This window comes from Acinetobacter sp. (assembly GCF_050285345.1).
GTDB lineage: Bacteria > Pseudomonadota > Gammaproteobacteria > Pseudomonadales > Moraxellaceae > Acinetobacter.
Genome location: NZ_JBLZXR010000076.1, coordinates 1 through 18,570, shown reverse-complemented (window position 1 = coordinate 18,570; position 18,570 = coordinate 1). Strand labels below are relative to the sequence as shown.

Here is an 18,570-nt window from a genome sequence, read left to right as displayed (position 1 = left end):
GCGGTAAGCTTCTAGCACGGTGTTATTCCTCTTTTTTAAAAAATTATTTACGTATTCCTGCTTTAAATAAAGCTACGCAAATAATATGGACTACTGAATTTTACTAAAATTCCAGTTAAAAGTTAATGCAAGCAGCGTGTTTCTTTGTGATGCCCATTATTTTATAAATAAATGGTCTACATATCGTTTATACAATAAGCAAATTCGATACTTAGAGCACTTTTTTAGCGTGATTTTTAACTTTTAACTAAAATCTATTTATAAAAACAGGCAACCCAATGTTGCCTGTTTTTGAAAAGCTTGCCTATTCAACCTTAGTGGACTGTGTTTAAAGTTAAATATTGCTGTAGTTCTGCTTGATCACCGGTAAATTTTACACACCACTCATCTTGGCAAATGCTTTGGTGTTGATTACTGGCAAATGAAATATCCACCAAATAGCGTTGAGATTCACTCTCTAATTTCTGGCGTAAGATGACTTTATCGCCAATACTTAATACATAGTTTCCACCGCCAATAATCGCTACGCCTTGCTCATCTTCGAGGAGTAGGTCAGCGTTATGCATGTAGCCTATCACTTCCATTCTGCCGCTCCTTCTTTCTTCTGCTTATGCAAGCATTATTCATTAAAAAGATAAGCTTTTCTATATTTATGATTTATAAACTTGTCACAATTTATGAGTAATTTGCTTAGGCTATTTTATATGGCGATTTCGTCTATTCGTTTAGTAGTTATATTCGATATATCGGTTTGATCATCGTAATAATGGTATGGAATTAACACTGATCAAAAAACTGGATTTATTGCTTCAATTTACAAAATGATCACATAAAAAACCGCTCATTAGAACGGTTTGTAATCTGGCATTTCTGTATGCGGTGTCGCAATACATTTTTCAGTATATTTCACACGAATTCTTTCACGAGCACCTTCAATATCTGTTTTGATTTCAGCTTCAGGTAAAGCATAAACCTCTTCTAAAATTTCCATGATGAACTTCTTGGTGGTTTCATCTTCAATTTTAGCAGCATGTTCAACAGCTTTTTCTTTTTCAATCGCATTTTGGCGATCTAGCATAATTGTACGCGCAGCATTCCCTACACTTTTACAGTAACCTTGCCACTGCTGCTCTGGGGTTAAAGGCGCTTTTTCAGCACAGCCTACTAGTGCTGCAATCACAGATAAAGCAAATAACTTTTTCATGAATCTCTCCTATTGAGATGCAATATAAAAGATTGCCCCGCATTTGTCATTTTTTCCACGAACGCACTGACACTTGCAGCCATTATTTTGCGGAGATTTTCAATTTTTAGGCAGAAATGATCATTTGCAATTACAAAATATTTATTTAATATTTATATGAACTTTCCTTTATCCCCCCCCTTTATGTCCGAAGCTCAATTTAGTCTTAGCGAATACTTATCTGCCGTTAAAGAAGTCATACAACTGGCATTTGACGATGCTGTATGGGTAAAAGCGGAAATTCGCAATTTAAATGTCAAAGGTGGTCATTACTACCTTGAACTTGCGGAAAAAGAACAGGACAGCGATAAGGTAATTGCCAGTTGTAAAGCCACCATCTGGAAATTTACCGCGGCAAAAGTTGTGGGAAAATTTCAACGTGAAGGCGGAATCGAACTAGATCGAGATTTAAATGTCTTGGTCAAAGTCCGTGCCCGCTTTGATCCGCAATATGGTTTTTCCGTCAATATTGAAGAAATTGACTCTAGTTTTACTTTGGGTGATTTAGCACGTCGATATCAACAAATTGTAGCGCGTTTAACCCAAGAAGGTTTGCTACACCACAACCAACAGCTCCCTACGCCTTTTGATATCCAACAAGTATTGGTCATTGCACCCGAAAATGCTGCCGGCTTGGGTGACTTTAAAAAAGATGCAGATGCGCTAGAGCAAGCAGGTGTCTGTGAATTTGTTTATCATGCGGCCACTTTTCAGGGCAATCACGCTGCACAAAGTATTAAAGATGCTTTAGCTCAGGGCTTAAGGCAATGGGCAGCTAACTATAGCACTGCACCTGATTTGATTGTCATCATTCGCGGTGGTGGTGCTGTCAATGACCTTGCTTACCTCAATGACTATGACTTGGCTGCTTTGTTGTGTAAACGTTCTGTGCCCATTTGGGTTGGTATTGGGCATGAAAAAGATCGAACCATTTTGGATGAAATCGCGCATCGTTCTTTTGATACACCAAGTAAAGTGATTGGCGGGATTCGAAACCATATTGCAGAACGCTGCCAAGACGTCCTTGATGCCTTGCAAAGCATTCAACTACGTTCTCAACATCAAATTAGCCTGTATCAAAATCAAAATGATCAACTAATTAAAATTATTCAGACTGCTGCTCAGGCGCAAATTAAAGAATCCGGTCGCTTATTGCAACAGTTTAAAGACCATACGGCTTATTTTGCAGAATTACAGTTGAAGAATGCCTCACAACAGATTGAAGGATTGATGCGCGAGACCTTATTGCAAAACCCACAACATATTTTGTCTAAAGGTTATGCCATTGTCCGTACTCAAGCGACAGCAGTACGCTCAATTACTCAACTTAATTCCTCTCCAACAGCGCAAGAAATTCAAATCGAAATGCATGACGGCATCATGACTGCCGAAATTCAGCCCATACAGGTAAAAATCTATGAGTAATGAAAATTTAAATTTTAAAGATGGCTATGAAATTCTAAAACGTAATGCAGAACAACTTGAATCTCAGCAAGAACCAGACATTGATAATTTAATGAGTCTGGTTGAAGAATCCATGAATGCCTATAAAGCATGTAAAACGCGTGTTGAAGCCGTTCAACAAGCTTTGAATGATACTTTTAAAGAGTGATTCAATTTAATCTTTTAAATTAAAACAACCATAAAAAAACGCAACTCGAAAATTGCGTTTTTTTATTTTTAATGAATGGGTTAGAAGCGCCAATTGTAGAATAAGTCGATAGCGCGTTCTAAAGACTGACTCGCCTCTAAATACAACCGTTGGTTCATCTGATAACGCAAGGTCAATTTGTTCACAGGTGTAAATACCCCAACACCGTAACGAATGAACAAGTCTGGTGTGATATAACCAGTCAAAGACACCTGTGTATCATCGCCAGTCCCTTGCGCATCTAAGGCTAAACCACTGAGACCAAATGTACGACCAATTTGATTGGTCAATGCACGTGTCCCTCCCAGGCCCATACTAATACCAGCCGCTGCAATGGTATTGTTCACGTCCGAACGGAAACCTTCTGCCTGACTTAAACCCGAACTCCCTTCATTAATACGCCCAGTAATTAAGGCATTGAGGGCTTCTTGTTCAGATAAGCCGGCATCGTTATACACCTGAATCGCTGGGCTAGATGCTGTACCTGTGACACGCACCCCAACAGTACTGCCCTGAACCAATTTATTGGCATCAATATCCAATGTTGGATTGGCCAATGGTCCATTAAAACGTGCAATCGCACGATTCAAGTCAAGGCTTTGACCATAGGCTTCAATTTTCACGCGCTGTGGCACACCAATCGCACCATTAGCACGCATCGCTGTTTCCAGACCACGTTGAGTTAAATTCAACCGACCAATCAACGGAATACGACTATCAAAACCCTGAAATATGACTTGGTTACCTAGGCTCACCTGTACATCCGCACGAATATCCCACGGGCGTGCAGATCTTAAGATTTCCAGTTGATTATCGCCTTCATGGACCACGCGTACATCTGGAGAGACTCCCACCACCGTTGCTGAAGCTTCAGGCATTGAAATCAATGCACGCGGTATATCCACTTTCCCCTTGAGGGTTAACTGTTTTTTCATTGGCAGCACATCTAAGGACAAGTCAGGTGTTACCACAGCTGTAATCAATGGGGCTTGACGCACAAGCAGTTCAGAACCTTTTAACTGTAATTGAATCCGAGGATCATTTTTCCAGTCTATATCGCCCGTCAGTTTGCCTACACCACGACCGCTGTTAAACGCGCCATCAATCGTGGCATGGTTTTGTCGCACCGCTGAATATAATTGAATATTGGTTAAATTCACGGGCAATGAAATCATGCTGATCGAACCGTCTTTGACACGAATCTCGCCATCCATTAAAGGCTGACTGAGTGTCCCGCTAATTTTGGCTGCATAGGACAAAGTCCCGCCCATCGAGCGCACATCTTGAATAAACGGTTTTATAATTTTCAATTGCACTTGATTAAAGGCAACTTCACCGCGAATAGGTTTATTGGCTTTGTACGGATCAATAATAATATTGGCATAACCTGTACCAATATCCGGTGCCTTGGTATCTAAACGAATTTGTAAACCATCAGCCACGCTCTTGGCAATCAATCCAACTTCATCATATTTAAGTGTAGACGCTAGATATTGTGGATCTTCCGCAGACAAACCCAATAAACCATCACGTGTTACCAAACGTGCATCAATTTTTGGTTTAGCACCTTGTGCCCAAGAGGCTTTGGCATAGCCATTCACTTTACCAGTAATCGCCAATCCTTCAGGCATGAAGGCTGCAAAGTCATTCAGATCTAAGTTTTTGGTCACAAATGAAACGTTACCACGGGTTTTACTCACACGAATCGGTTGGTCAAAACACACTTCACTGAGCTGACTCATCCAACAATGTGCACCGACAAACAGATCAGACTGTGCGGAGTTATAAATTACCGAAGCATTTTGACGTTGAACCAAATGCGTCCGCAATGAGTCGAAATCACCTTTTTGGATTTGACCGAGCCAATTATTTTGTGCATTAAAACCGCCGGCCAACTGTACATAGAAGCGTGAAAGTTTATTTTCAGCAGTCACTTTCAATAAGTGAGCACTGCGTGTCCCTGCCAACGAAATCTGACCTTTGCTAATTTCGCGGTTATTACTGCGCAAATTATCCATTGTTGCCGTTAATAAACTTGGTGTTGTCGCAGAGGTTGGCAACTCACCCTGTACACGGATTTTTTTCACGCTAAATAAATTACCTAATGCAAAGTCATCTACCGCGATATTGGTTGAGGCTTGTAAACGCGGCTGTGCTTGTATATTTAAATAACCATAGGCGCGACCACGTAAGCCTGCATAGAGTTCATACAAAGCTGGCGCATTAATTTTTAACTGTAAATTTTGTGCATTCCCTGTTGCTTGAATTTGGTTATTGGCATAAGCCAACAGCAAATTATTCGCTTCAAACTGTTTTGGCATGAAACCTGATTGGTTTGAATTAATCACCAGTGCCAAGTTGCCTTGACCACGTACAGGTTTGTTATTAATCATCCCAGCCAAATTCAAACGCTCAATTTGAATACGTTTGAGTGAGTCTGACCAAACACCATTGGTTCTTAAATTACCGGATAACTCGCCACGTACATTGGACGCAAAATAATGCGGTTTAAAATGTACCAATGAAGCATTAATATCCCAACCAATGGCTTGAGTTAAACTAACTTGACCATTGGCCGAAATTTTACCTGCAATACCATCATGACGTAGTTCGGCAATCTTAATCAGTTCAGGTGTGCCTGAAACTTTGAAATTTAAAGTGCCTTTACTTGCTGCAAGCTGACTTGCATCCAAAGCTCCATCATAGTTCACCGCAAATGCTTTAAATCCACCACCTTTTTTCTCATCATGGAAAGTTAAGGCTGCTGTCGATTTACCTGTTAAATGTACAGTTTCATTTTGTTGTGCCAAACGCCCCGTCAAATCAATATTATTTAACTGAATAATTTGTTGATTTGGTTTTGCATAACCATTGGCTTTTAAAGAACCTGTGATTTGATCAACTGGCGCTGCAACAACTATCGTCTGTGGATTGAAGTGCTGAGCTTGAAGACTTGCCTGCCATTTCAGCATGCGTTTTTTATCAGGTAACTCGACAATGGCATTACCTTTAAGCTGACCTTTTTCTGCGATATAACTAAATGCAGGAATATTTAAATTATTGTTTTTTAAATTTAGTTTGGCTTGATATTGTCCAGCTGGCAAAGTAGCTTTTTCATGTCGCGACACAATAGTTGTGACATTAATATTTTGCTGACCTTCAGTCAGTGCCAACTGTACATTACCCGATGCACTGCTTAACCAACCAACATACGGTACAGCACGATCAATATTTTTCCATGACACATCCATCAACATCGGTTGTGCTTTATTATTTTTATCAGGTTGTTGATCAAGTTTTAAATTCCAAGTTTCAAACTTGTCAAAATCCACCATTGCAGTTAAATGCATACCTTTTTCAAGGCTGCCTTTAGACGCAATATTGCTATTAAGACTTACGGGTAAAAAGTCCTGAACCACTTGCGGAATTAATTTATGTTTAGGATTAATTTTATCCAAACGACCTTGTAGGTCCCAATACACATGGTCTTGCCAACTGACCACCCCACCAACATTCACTGTACCGCCCATGACTTGACCATTGAGATTGGTAATATCCAATTGATTGACCAAATCAGTGTGCATAATGGCGTTATATTTCCCTTCAGGAATATTTTTACCACTTAAGTCGGCATTTAGGTCCAGATTGAGACGTTTAATATCACCCTCAAATTTTGCCACACCCTTTTTCACCAACAGCTCTTGCTCTTTGAGCAGTGGTAATGTGTAGTCCTTAAATTTCAACGCACCAAACATTGGAACATCGGGTCGGATTGGATGTACAACTGCCCAACCTGTCAGTAAATCTGGAGTATGTGTTGCCACGCCCGCTTGGATCGTATCTAGACTTCCCTTCGCAACCACCTGAATATCGTGCATATTTAAGCTGTCACGCAAGGAAGGTAAATTTACAATCCCTACCGCATCCAGTGGATATTTGCCTTCAAACTTCATATTTCCTGAAGCACCGCGTACCGACAAATAGCCCATATCCACGCGTGAATCTTTAAATTTGAGTTCTGTACCAGACCACAGTGCTTCATTTAACTCAATATCATAAAAATCAATACCTGCACTATGCGTTTTAATCAGCATATGATCTAAATTGGCATGATCAACCCGAAGTACGAAAGGCAAGCGAATTTCACTAAAGGCAAAAGGCTTATCACTTGGTTCACCCTTGGTAATAATTTTCAAATTTTTTACATCTGCATTTTGCAAGTGAATTTCTTTATTGATGATGGCGCGCCAACCCAAGGTCACATCAGCACGGTCAATTTTGACATCAACAGGCTTTAGGGACACCACGACATTTTTTAGAATAATTCCACGCCATAGATTACCGCCTTCATATTCATATTGAATAATTTGCTGGCGTTCGAGCACACGATCGAGCAGGAATTTACTTCCCTTATCTGTAGAGAACATCACTGCCAAAGCAGCAAGCAAAAAGATAAGCACAAACACGAAGGTCAAAATGACACTTCTGAGAATACGACGCTTCTTCGGCAGAGTCTGTTCTACCGGAGTTTCGTTTTCGGGTTCCTGCTGTTCGTGTTCAGTCATAAATAACCTAAATCACCTAAAATTTATAATTGTGAGCCAATAAAGAAATGTAATCGGATGGGTTTGCTGTCATCCGAGAGTCCCGTTGCCACATCTAAACGAATTGGGCCAATTGGAGATGCCCAACGAATTCCTAAACCTGCACTATAAGCAGTCGGCGTATTAAAATCTTTATCGTAGGCATTACCAAAGTCACTAAATACCGCAGCACGCCAGCCCTCTTTAAACTGATAGTTATATTCTAATGAACCGGTTGCAAGGACTTGACCACCAATTTTATAGCCATTTTCTTCTGCGGCTAAGCTCTTGTAATCAAAACCACGAATGGTTTGGTCACCACCAGTAAAATATCGAATATTATAAGGAACTTTGTCAAAATCTTCCGTCAGTATATAACCGACATCACTATGACCCACGAACTGATGATTGTCATTTTCACCCAAAGAGTAAATAAAACGCCATCCCGCATTCATAATGGCCATATTGGCATCAGAGAGAAGTTTTTCACTCCCGACTTCGACTTTATAGGTTTGTTTAAAGCCTTTGGATGGATTGACACGTTTATCTGAATCTGTCCGTGAGACTTCATAACCAACCAATAAAGATTGCTGCTGATTATTGGTATTCACCAAGAACGCATCGGGAATATCGTCCGTTGCTGTATTCAGGCCATCATTGGTGATTCGGTCTAAACGATAACGCATTCCAAAAGTATGCTGCCAACTACCGCGTGGATTTTTAATAACTCGGTCAACACCTGCAACCGCAGATTCAATTAAGAGGTTAACGCCCTGACCGACATCATCACGGTCTTCACGCTCATAACCGCCAACAAGACTGATATAATCATTCAAAGGATGGTTATAGGGAATGTTATAGCGTCCATCGATTGATTGACGGATTTTGGACACTTCCATATTGGCATCAAATGAATGACCACGTTTATTCACAATTGCACGGCGGTACTGACCACGTACACGTGCGCCCGTATCTGTACCAAAACCGGCACCGACTTCAGCACTATTTAACTTGTCTGCATTCAGCGTCACAATCACAGGGACTTTTTTATCTTCACGCGCTTGTGCTTTTAAGCGCTCTTGCTCTTGTTGTTTTGCATCTTGAGTATCTTGCAAAGTCCGTAATTTAGAAGATTGATCAGGCTCATTTACCCCCGCAAATTGCCCTTCATCTACGACTTTTTGTGTGACTTCTTTATTCGACTCAACTTCTTTTTGATCTTGAACTACGGCTGAACGTGCCGACAACTGATTTTGATCCACCAAAGCTTGAATATCTGGTGGAAGCTCTAAAGGCTTTTCAATTGGATCTGGACGGATCGCATCAACCAACGTGTAATTAAAATAACGCGAGTTGGTTAGGTTATTGGCCAAACTATTGACACGCCAGAAGGTATAATCTGCACCATCTTTCCATGTCACTAAACGTTCCAAAATGTCACGATCCAATGGAAATTCCGCCTCCGGATCACTCATCCTAAATTCAACATCACCAAGTTTATACCGTTCACCGGTTTCATAACGTAAATTAATATCTGCGGTATTTTTCGGCTGCGCGACTTTAACATCGTGCAAACGCCAGTAAGAATCAAAATAGCCGTTATTAGAAGCAGCTTCATTAATTCGACTCTTGGTGGTTTCATAATCCCCATGATTCAGGATGTCACCTTCTTCCTGATCTGGTAAGACACCAATGACCTGAAACTGCGCTTGATTAGCACCAGGCCCCGAAAATTCGATGTTTTGCTGCACAATCTCAACAGGTGCATTGGGCGTAACTAATACACGCACTTTATTGTCTGAAATTTTTTCAAATTTAAACTCAGACTGATAAAAACCAACAGCTTGAGCCGCTTGCTTGGACAAACTACGTAGCTGTGGTAATGCCGAAGGGAAATCACTAAACGATTCTTGGGTAAAACTCGATAATCGCCCTTTGATATTATCTTTTAAGCTTTCAAGCGCTGCACCATATTCTTTACTAGACACATTACTGGTGTTGTGTGCAGATGTGATTTGTACCTCTGCTGAAATACGAGGAACTCTGGCGGTATTTAAGTGACGCGGCGGACGGACTTTATATAAAATCCGCTTAAAGAAACCCGGTTCTTCAGCCTCTTTTGTATCACTAAGGCTCAACTCATTTAAAGTTTTGGCATCTTCATTGCGTGAAGCAATAATTTCTTTATCTGAACGTATTTCACCCATCAACTGTTCAATATTCACAGGTGCTTGGTTAATTTCTAATAATTCTTGTTGGGTAATATCAGAAATTACCACTTCATTTTGCTGAGTGGCACGGTATTCTTGAGCTTGGCGTTTCGCCTCTTCTGCCACCTGAAAAATTTCATTTGCCATATTCTGATCGACAGGAGTCACAGGCAAATTCTCAAGATCGTCAAACTCAATCGGTTTGAACACCTCAAGCTGTGAAGCACTTTGTTGCTGTTCTTGCAACATTTTCATGCTATCAACCGACTCTTCAGGTTCATGCATGGTTTCAATTTTTTCAATGGCTTCAGGTGTTGAAATTCCCTGTTTTACAGCCTCATCCTTGATTTCGGTAACAATCTCTGCTTTTGTATCACTCGGCTCAGTTGTATTATTTTGTGGTGTTTGGGCAAAACTATGCTGAGCAGCCAAAGTTAAAAAAATGCTCAGATATAGGCTTTTGTTGCTATGATGCTGTCGTATGTAGTGAGCCATACTGTGATGAAGCATTGTTTTTTTAAACTTGATTTTTGCAGACATAGCAAACTCTAACAAATTTCATTATGTAATGAGCGAAAGTAAGTAGATTCTGAGCTCAAGAGCTTATATCTATTGATTTTTCGCCATCCCCAAACTCAAAACATATTACATGATTTTTTTAGAGTTTTTACCAATCACTCACATTTCTTAATAAAACTTAATGAAGCAAGACGCTTATGAACAACAATGAACATCTGCTAGCTACACGCCGTTTCTTGCCTATGTTTTTGACCCAGTTTTTTGGGGCGCTCAATGATAATGTGTATAAACAAGCGTTGCTTCTGGTTATCACTTATGGACTAATCCAACAGCAAAATTTAGCCATCAGTACGCTCAATAATCTGGCTGCATTGCTGTTTATTTTACCCTACTTTATCTTTTCAGCGACTGCTGGACAGATCGCAGATAAGTTCGAACGTTCACAACTTGTCCGCGGTATTAAAGTTTTAGAAATTATCATCATGTTGCTTGGGAGTTTGGGCTTTATTACCGGGCATATTGGGCTACTGTTACTGGCATTATTCATGATGGGAGTTCACTCCACCTTTTTTGGCCCCATCAAATATGCGATCTTGCCTGAAATTTTAAAACCCAATGAACTGATGTCTGGCAATGCTTTGTTCCAGTCGGGAACATCGATGGCCATTTTATTTGGTATGATTTTGGGCGGCGCTGTTATTGCTTCTTCACATGGTAATCTAACCTGGATCAGTCTGACCGTGATAACCATTGCCATCTTGGGCTATCTTTCTAGTCGTTTTATCCTTAAACAAAACGTGACTGCACCTGATTTAAAAATTGACTGGAATTTTTTCCGCACCAGTTATCAAACCCTAAAATATGCAAAAAGTTTACCTTTGATTTTTACCATTTTATTGGGAAATTCTTGGTACTGGTTTTACGGTGCAACTTATCTGACTCAAATTCCGCAAATGACCCAACAAAATCTGCATGCTTCTGAAAATGTGGTCAGTCTTTTACTCACCTTCTTTTCTGTCGGTATTGGCATTGGTTCACTGCTGTGTCGTAAACTGGGCGGCAGTCAGGTCAATATTAAAATGGTGCCGATTGGTGCTGTCGGCTTAACCGTATTTTCTTTCTATTTAGCGCTGAGCTTAAGTTTCATCCCAGCCCAAACTGGCCCTTTAATTACACTCTCTGAAGTTTTTCATCAAGGCTGGAGTTATTACCATGTCATGATTGCGGTGACTTTACTGGGTATTAGTGGCGGCTTTTACATTGTTCCGCTGTATGCGATGATGCAAGCCTATTCTCCTCGCTCACATCGTGCGCGGGTCGTTGCGGCCAATAACATTTTAAATGCCGTATTTATGGTATCTTCTGCTATATTTTCGATTATCATTCTGAGCGTATTACAGATTGATATTAAAATACTTTTTTGTATCACTGCTATATTCAGTGCAATCTTTTGTATTTGGCTGTTAATACGTATCAACCCCTTACTCAAAGCTACGCAAGTCTCTCTGGAGGATTAATCCATGCGTCAATTTACAGGTGTCGACAAACTTATTCATTCTTTTGATCAAGCCTTACGTAGTTTAGTTCCGGGTGCAACTGCCGCACATCGTGACAATCCATCGACGGCTGAAAGCACCCATTTGGCTGTGAGCGAAGCACGTCATGTTGCGGGCTTAATGCGTGTCAACCACAGTGGTGAAGTCTGTGCCCAAGCGTTGTATCACGGGCAAGCACTTACCGCGAAACTCCCTAATGTACGCCGTGAAATGGAACAAGCCGCGATTGAAGAACAAGATCACCTTGCATGGTGTGAAGACCGCTTAAAAGAACTAGATAGTCATACCAGTTTACTCAACCCTGTTTGGTACGGACTATCATTTGGGATGGGCGCGCTTGCAGGTATTGCAGGTGATAAATACAGTTTAGGTTTTGTTGCTGAAACTGAACGCCAAGTCAGCCTACATTTAGAAGACCACATCCGCCAACTCCCTGAACAAGACGAGCGTTCACGTAAAATTTTAGTACAAATGAATGAAGATGAGTTGCATCACCGTGATACAGCACTCAATGCAGGTGGTGTAGACCTTCCTGTTCCAGTTCGCATTGCCATGACTGGTATTTCTAAACTAATGACCAAAACCAGTTATTACATTTAATGATTTTCGCTAACACTTATAAAATAGTGAGAAAAAAGCCTGCTGTTCAATATTGCAGGCTTTTTTCATGAGTAATTTTTTGATTCTAATACAATAATTCCTTCAGCATCAAAACAGTTAATAGGCTGCCATTGACTTGGTGTAAACCAATCAAAATTCAAACTATAAAGTTGCTCAGTGGACGGATAACCCGCTCCACCTAATTCAAGCAGCCATCCTGCCGGACAAATTTCCTTTTGGTTATTAATCACAACGGTTTGATCATGTACCAATTCCAGCAATAAATGACGATGCAGCTCAAATGCAATAACATCAAATCCAGCCAATTGAACAGGTTGTGGAAAACGGGCCTATGTCAAACCTTGACGAATATCACTCATAGATTCAACTGTGTAACCCACTCCAAAATCTCGATTAATCCACGTGCCTACAGGGAGCACAACCTCGCCATATGCTAAAGGTTCTTTAAGCTGAATAATAATTTGCGCCATATACTTTTGATAAGCACGATCTGACTGATGATTTGAAAAAGCAATCTCTGCATAACTCAGGAGAACAAAAATTGGGAAAAACAGTAAAGTCGATAACCCCCACTTTACAGTTTTATCTAGTTTAGGATGATACTTACTTAATTTCTGTTGTTTTTTCTGCCAAGCGTTCCAACCCAACCAGGCTGGAATCACCAATATAACCAGCAACACCGAAAAACATATAATGATAAAGGCAATAGCACCTGCACCATAACCTAAGCCCATATTGCTCTCATTGAATATCCTTTTAAATATTTTGAGTTATGTTTTAACTACTGGATAAGATCAGCCACTTTATGAATGTTGATGATACTTACGCCACCACTTCAACACAATATAGAATACACGGAATAATAAGATACATAATATAACGGCAATAACGATGTAAATATCTTGATGATAAGACAAAATTTTTGTCCAAAATAAATGTAGGTAATGACTAATTTGAAAACCGAAAGTCACCACGATAACCGCCCAAATAAAGCAGGCCACTAAATTAATCAGCACATATTTCCAAAATGGATAAGCGCGTATACCAATAGAGATTGGCAGCACGGTACGCAACCCCCAAGCAAAGCGCATAAATAAAATGGTCAAAATAGGATAACGTTCAATAAACTGGCTCGCACGATCAAAATTTTGTGCATAACCTACTTTGGATTGAATCAGTTTTTCGCCATAACGCCGCCCAAGTTGGTAATAAAACTGATCACCAATAAAACCACCGAACATCGCTGCAACAATTAACATCGGGAAATTCATTAAATGTTGATGAACGGCATAAGCACCTAACATCAATACTGTTTCACCTTCAAACAAGGCACCGATAAAAATTGCAATATAGCCATAATGCTGAATTAGCTCTGCCCAGTTCATCTTATTCTTTTTTGGAGTAAAAAGAATAATGTAGCGATGGATTTGATGACACGCTAGGCTTTATAAGCAAATGATTGAACGATTTTTCTTATTAAACTTCTGTTCGAAAATATATGTCTAACAAATTGACCATATCGCAAAGAATTTGATTAAGGTGCAAGAACCTGTTGGCAACTCACCTGAGGAAAATGATGTACTTCATGTTTGAACATGTCATTTTTCCACACATCAAACATTGGAATTTTGACATCAAGTGCGAGAGGTAATTTCTTCGGATTAAACTGCATCTGTTCTAGATTTTCACCCCATGCAATCAAATCAACATCCAAGGTAATTTGATGCGATGGACGCACACGACCCGAATCTGCTTCCATTTTTTTAAGTAACGCTAGCATAGCATCGACAGAAAGATTTGACCTGAACAAACACGCCGCATTCCAATAATCTACCCCAATCCCATCTCGACATGGAATGATATAAATTGAAGAAAATTGAACAGTATTGAATTGTTCCAGCGCTTCAATCACATATTGAAAATGTTGTTTTGGATTGAAATTACTCGCCAGAGCGAGGGCGAAAATCTTTTCGGTGGCGTTCAAGACGAATTCCTACAGAATTTGCTTGCGCGATAATGGCAGGCTTACGGATGGTAATCATAATAGATTCCACACTGGCATAGGTAGAAAAAAGTGCATCGATTACAAGTTTTGCTGCATGTTCGATCAATTTAGGCTGTGCCTCCTGAATCACTTTTGCCGAAATTTCACAAATTTCAGCATAATTTAACGTGTCTTCAAGTTCATCGGAGCATGCGGCCTGCTCTAAATTATTTTGAATGATGAGATCTAACATTAAAGGCTGAATAATTTGACGTTCCCAATTGAAACAGCCAACGACAGTATCCACTTTCAGTCCTTCAATGATAATCGCGTCCATCTTTTCCTCTCACTGACCTTAATTTCATTCCTTTCAATTTCCCACTTTTAAAGCAGGAGATTGAAAGTATTTAATCTGACTTAGTTTTTTAACAACATATTTGGATCGATAGTTTGCACCATTTGAATACGCTGATCTGCATAAATATCGGTATACGGCGCAAGGATGCGCATAAAGCGATCGAAATACAACATTTGCTTAAATAACAACGCGAAGTCGCGCGGAAAACGGATACCATGGCGCTCACCGACCTGCACCATATCCATCATAATGTCGTTTAAGTCAGCAGGATTGGAAGTCAACAGTTCTTGCGGATCAGCCAACATGACACCACTAAATAAACGCTCAAGATCAGCTGCCAACACTTGTGTATCAATTTTGACTGCGGTCATGCCCATTTTCAGCATGTTTTCAGCCATGAGAATGTAATCGGTCTTTTGCAGTGCATCCATAAAGGCAATACATGCTGTCCAGACTTCTGGTTTCAGTTGGCCCACAATACCGAAATCAATAAAACCGACACGACCATCATCCAGTAACATCAGGTTGCCGGCATGTAAGTCCGCATGAAAACTGTTGCATAGCATGAGGCTACCGAACCATGTATTCATTGCTGTTACAAGCACTTGAGAAGGATCTTTTGCAACTTTCTTAACAACATCAAAGTCAGTCAGTGGTACGCCATATAAGCGTTCCATGGTCAGCACGCGACGGGTTGAGTACTGATGATAAACTTTTGGTGCCGTTGCAGCGTTGTTTTTGGTGACATTTAAGTAGTTAATAAAATCATCTAAATTTTGTGCTTCTTCAATAAAGTCCACTTCACGCACCATGCGGACTTTAATTTCTTCCACAATATCTGCAAGTGAAGCGAATTTAATTTTGGGTACAACTTTTTCAAGTAACTTGGTCGCCCAATGCAGTACGTTTAAGTCGGTATATAAAATGGTTTCTACACCCGGCTTTTGTACTTTAATCACAACATTTTCGCCACTCACTAAAGTAGCTGCATGTACCTGTGCAATCGATGCCGAAGCCAGAGGCGTCTCATCAATAGATGCAAAAATTTCACTTAAATTACGCCCTGCAAATTCAGACGCCAATACTTGTTGCACATAGCTAAAAGGCAAAGATGGCGTTTGATCCAGACAGCCTTGAAATTCTTCAACATATTCACGCGGAAACAAAGAAGGCGTACTGGCAATAAACTGCCCTAATTTAATATAGGTTGAACCCAAAGATTCAAAAGTTTCACGCATTAATTTTGCGTTACTGGGTTTTTCTGTTGCGTATTTAATGCCAGCTTTCGCGGCAACGACTGCTGTCTCACCCATACGAGCGACAGAGCGAATTCCATCTAACCAGATATTGTTTTTCATAATGTCGGAGTAAAAAATGATTGAGGTGAGTTTAACAAAAAAATCGTACTGTGCAGCTTTAGATTGCCTGACAAATTGGACAATTCAAATCTTTTTCAAAAGCCAATAAACGTTGCTTCATGCTCAGTCCATCCCAAAGTATTAACTTTTGCTTTAAAGGTGTACGCCCCAAACCCAGATATAACAAGGCATGATGGGCTTGTAAGCTCGCCATGACATTCGGCGTCGTGGCTAAAACACCTGAGTCTGCACAGCGTAGACTTTCTGAGGCATGTTGTTCTTTGGGAAATAAACATTCATAACATGCCGAATCGCCTTCAACCATAAACAGTTGTCCTTGAAAACCAATGGCAGACGCACTGATTAAAGGCACATGATATGTTTGACAGACCGCATTGACCAAATAGCGCGTGGTAAAATTATCACAGCCATCTAACACCAAATCTTGTGTCTCAATTAAAGCATCGGCATTATCTAGATCGAGTTGAGTTGTATGTGCAATCACACGAATATGCGGATTGATGCTATGTAAACGCTTGGCCAATATTTCAGCTTTATAAAAACCGACATCCTGTTCGGTATAGGCAATTTGTCGTTGTAAATTGCTGATTTCAATTTGATCCGCATCGATCAAGCTAATTTGACCCACGCCTGCACGTGCAAGTAATTCGGCTGTGGTGCAACCAATTCCTCCACAACCAACTATCAGCACATTGGCGAGTTTTAATTTTTCTTGTGCCTCTAAGTCCCAACCATCAAGCAGAATCTGACGACTATATAGATGCATTTCATCATCGCTTAATTCCATGTCTGAATCATACGGTGTCACTGACTGTCTATCCTTGTGTGAGAGGCGATGTAGATGCTGAGTATAGTCAAATTTAACCAAGCATTCAGCAATGGCATTGGATAATGCTGTTTATTTCACCAAAGCTTCTACTGTATGCTGGTTTATCTTTTGTGCTCAAATTACTTTTGACTTCATCAGGCACATAAACAAAACATGAATCACTAAAATTAGAATAAAATAAGTTTAAAAAATTAAATAAATATTTGAAATTTGACATATTTTTTATTCAAGCTATGATGACTCAGTATTCTAAAAAATAATCGACGCCATGAATGTTTAACGAATACAGGGTTAGCTGTGAGTGCCTCATAACCGCAGCAGTAAACAATAGCCTTCCTACTATGTGTTTACGGACATTGGGAAAGACTAAACTGCAAGCTTTTTGCGTCAGATGACGTTTTGAATGTTTGGAGTGCCTTATGATTATGCGATCTTTCAAGCAGTTATTTTGTCAGCATCATTTTACTGAATATAAGATGATGCATTTGAATATTGCGAAATGCCTGAAGTGTGGAATTCAATTTCCACATGGCCATCAAAAAAACCGCCACTAATGAACTGAACCCCAAATCTTGGACAGTTTAGTTAACAACAGGATTGAGTTCTGAATTGAACAGGGCTCAATCCTTTTAAATTTAGTTGTATTCTTTCATGATTATAATAATGGATGTAATCATGAATTTGTTGTTCTAATTCCTCGATACTTTTGGGTTTCTCAAGATAAATCGTCTCTGATTTTAATGTCCCAAAGAAATTCTCCATCAAAGCATTATCCCAACAATTTCCTTTTCTACTCATACTCTGCTTAATATTATTCTGTTTAAGAATCTTCCTAAACTGACTCATTTGATAATGCCAACCTTGGTCGGAATGTAGCATAAGCTTATATTTGCGTATGCTGGGTAATTGGCCTATTGCTTGATCAAGCATGTCTTTAACAAATGCAAATACTGGGCGTCTGGAAAGTGTATAACTCACAATTTCATTGTTGTAACAGTCTAAAATTGGGGATAAATACAGCTTCGTATCCGCAACTTTAAATTCCGTTATATCTGTCAGCCAACGCATATTCGAGTGTTTCGCTTTAAATCTACGTTTGAGTTTATTTTTAACTATTTTGTTCGATGTACCTTTGTAAGAATTGTATTTCTTACGTCGAATTAATGATGTTAAACCTTGAATTTTCATGAGTTTGGCAATTAATTTGTGATTATGCGTAATTCCTTGCTGTTTTAAAGCTAAGGTAATTCGCCGATAACCATATCTACCTTTATGTTGATGGTAAATTTGATGAATTTGCTGTTTTAGCTCTGCATATTTATCGGTCACATCAAGCTTTACCTTGTGATAATAGAAGCTACTTTTGGCTAAATTACCGATAGATAACAGTAAAGGTAATGGAAAATCTTTACTTAAATCATGAATCAGCCTTGCTTGTTGGTCTTTTTTGGGGGATTCAGCAAGGCATCGAGCTTTTTTAGGTAAGCATTCTCGGCACGTAAATATTGTAATTCACGTTGAAGTTCAGCATGTGTTTTTTCATGATCAGGCTTATTAACAATACGCCAATCTCAACTTTTAATTAATTTTTCCAACTGTAAAGGAGGATTACCTAATTGAGAATTTAAAACGACTGA

At 39.7% G+C, this 18,570-nt stretch carries 16 protein-coding genes; 4 read left to right on the top strand and 12 right to left on the bottom strand.

Features of this window, described 5'->3' with window-relative positions; translation table 11 throughout:
• Positions 1-314: 314 nt before the first annotated feature.
• Positions 315-584: a hypothetical protein gene (locus ACN6OV_RS07035; RefSeq protein ID WP_427951238.1), complete on the bottom strand. Its 270-nt coding sequence runs from the start codon at positions 582-584 to the stop codon at positions 315-317.
• A gap of 260 nt (positions 585-844) precedes the next feature.
• The gene (locus ACN6OV_RS07030; RefSeq protein ID WP_427951236.1) at positions 845-1,204 is read right to left on the bottom strand and encodes a hypothetical protein; all 360 of its coding nucleotides are present in this window, start codon (positions 1,202-1,204) and stop codon (positions 845-847) included.
• Between the two features lie 183 nt (positions 1,205-1,387).
• Between ACN6OV_RS07030 and xseA the strand changes: the two genes are divergently transcribed.
• A complete protein-coding gene (gene xseA, locus ACN6OV_RS07025; RefSeq protein ID WP_427951234.1) occupies positions 1,388-2,668 on the top strand; it encodes an exodeoxyribonuclease VII large subunit in 1,281 nt (426 codons plus the stop codon).
• Positions 2,661-2,855 carry an exodeoxyribonuclease VII small subunit gene (xseB, locus tag ACN6OV_RS07020; protein ID WP_427951231.1) on the top strand — a complete coding sequence of 65 codons (195 nt, stop codon included), beginning with the start codon at positions 2,661-2,663 and terminating at the stop codon, positions 2,853-2,855. Before xseA ends, xseB begins: the two co-directional genes overlap by 8 nt.
• An 80-nt stretch (positions 2,856-2,935) precedes the next feature.
• Here xseB and ACN6OV_RS07015 read toward each other — a convergent pair whose 3' ends face one another.
• Both ACN6OV_RS07015 and ACN6OV_RS07010 read right to left on the bottom strand, forming a co-directional pair.
• Positions 2,936-7,459, bottom strand: a complete 4,524-nt coding sequence (locus ACN6OV_RS07015; RefSeq protein WP_427951229.1) for a translocation/assembly module TamB domain-containing protein — start codon at positions 7,457-7,459, stop codon at positions 2,936-2,938.
• A 23-nt stretch (positions 7,460-7,482) separates the two neighbouring features.
• A complete protein-coding gene (locus ACN6OV_RS07010) occupies positions 7,483-10,227 on the bottom strand; it encodes an autotransporter assembly complex protein TamA (RefSeq protein ID WP_427951227.1) in 2,745 nt (914 codons plus the stop codon).
• Between the two features lie 176 nt (positions 10,228-10,403).
• On the opposite strand from ACN6OV_RS07010, the gene ACN6OV_RS07005 reads away from it, so the two are divergent.
• The gene (locus ACN6OV_RS07005) at positions 10,404-11,723 is read left to right on the top strand and encodes an MFS transporter (RefSeq protein ID WP_427951225.1); all 1,320 of its coding nucleotides are present in this window, start codon (positions 10,404-10,406) and stop codon (positions 11,721-11,723) included.
• A 3-nt stretch (positions 11,724-11,726) separates the two neighbouring features.
• Positions 11,727-12,362, top strand: a complete 636-nt coding sequence (coq7, locus tag ACN6OV_RS07000) for a 2-polyprenyl-3-methyl-6-methoxy-1,4-benzoquinone monooxygenase (protein WP_427951223.1) — start codon at positions 11,727-11,729, stop codon at positions 12,360-12,362.
• A 65-nt stretch (positions 12,363-12,427) separates the two neighbouring features.
• Here coq7 and ACN6OV_RS06995 read toward each other — a convergent pair whose 3' ends face one another.
• The 8 genes from ACN6OV_RS06995 to ACN6OV_RS06960 all read right to left on the bottom strand — a co-directional run bounded on the left by ACN6OV_RS06995 (position 12,428) and on the right by ACN6OV_RS06960 (position 18,358).
• Positions 12,428-12,688 (bottom strand): hypothetical protein, encoded by a 261-nt coding sequence (locus tag ACN6OV_RS06995; protein WP_427951221.1) that lies wholly within the window; start codon positions 12,686-12,688, stop codon positions 12,428-12,430.
• 24 nt (positions 12,689-12,712) lie between these two features.
• Positions 12,713-13,117, bottom strand: coding sequence for a hypothetical protein (locus tag ACN6OV_RS06990; RefSeq protein WP_427951219.1), 405 nt, complete (start codon positions 13,115-13,117; stop codon positions 12,713-12,715).
• 69 nt (positions 13,118-13,186) lie between these two features.
• Positions 13,187-13,768 carry a DedA family protein gene (locus tag ACN6OV_RS06985; RefSeq protein ID WP_427951217.1) on the bottom strand — a complete coding sequence of 194 codons (582 nt, stop codon included), beginning with the start codon at positions 13,766-13,768 and terminating at the stop codon, positions 13,187-13,189.
• A gap of 149 nt (positions 13,769-13,917) precedes the next feature.
• Positions 13,918-14,367, bottom strand: a complete 450-nt coding sequence (locus ACN6OV_RS06980; protein ID WP_427951215.1) for a 2-amino-4-hydroxy-6-hydroxymethyldihydropteridine diphosphokinase — start codon at positions 14,365-14,367, stop codon at positions 13,918-13,920.
• Positions 14,324-14,704: a dihydroneopterin aldolase gene (folB, locus tag ACN6OV_RS06975; RefSeq protein WP_427951213.1), complete on the bottom strand. Its 381-nt coding sequence runs from the start codon at positions 14,702-14,704 to the stop codon at positions 14,324-14,326. Before folB ends, ACN6OV_RS06980 begins: the two co-directional genes overlap by 44 nt.
• Before the next feature lie 80 nt (positions 14,705-14,784).
• Entirely contained in the window at positions 14,785-16,083 is a 1,299-nt protein-coding gene (locus ACN6OV_RS06970) for an ABC1 kinase family protein (RefSeq protein ID WP_427951211.1), read from the bottom strand.
• Between the two features lie 58 nt (positions 16,084-16,141).
• Positions 16,142-16,891 carry a HesA/MoeB/ThiF family protein gene (locus ACN6OV_RS06965; protein WP_427951209.1) on the bottom strand — a complete coding sequence of 250 codons (750 nt, stop codon included), beginning with the start codon at positions 16,889-16,891 and terminating at the stop codon, positions 16,142-16,144.
• A 627-nt stretch (positions 16,892-17,518) separates the two neighbouring features.
• Positions 17,519-18,358, bottom strand: a complete 840-nt coding sequence (locus tag ACN6OV_RS06960; protein ID WP_427951240.1) for an IS3 family transposase — start codon at positions 18,356-18,358, stop codon at positions 17,519-17,521.
• Between the last annotated feature and the right edge of the window lie 212 nt (positions 18,359-18,570).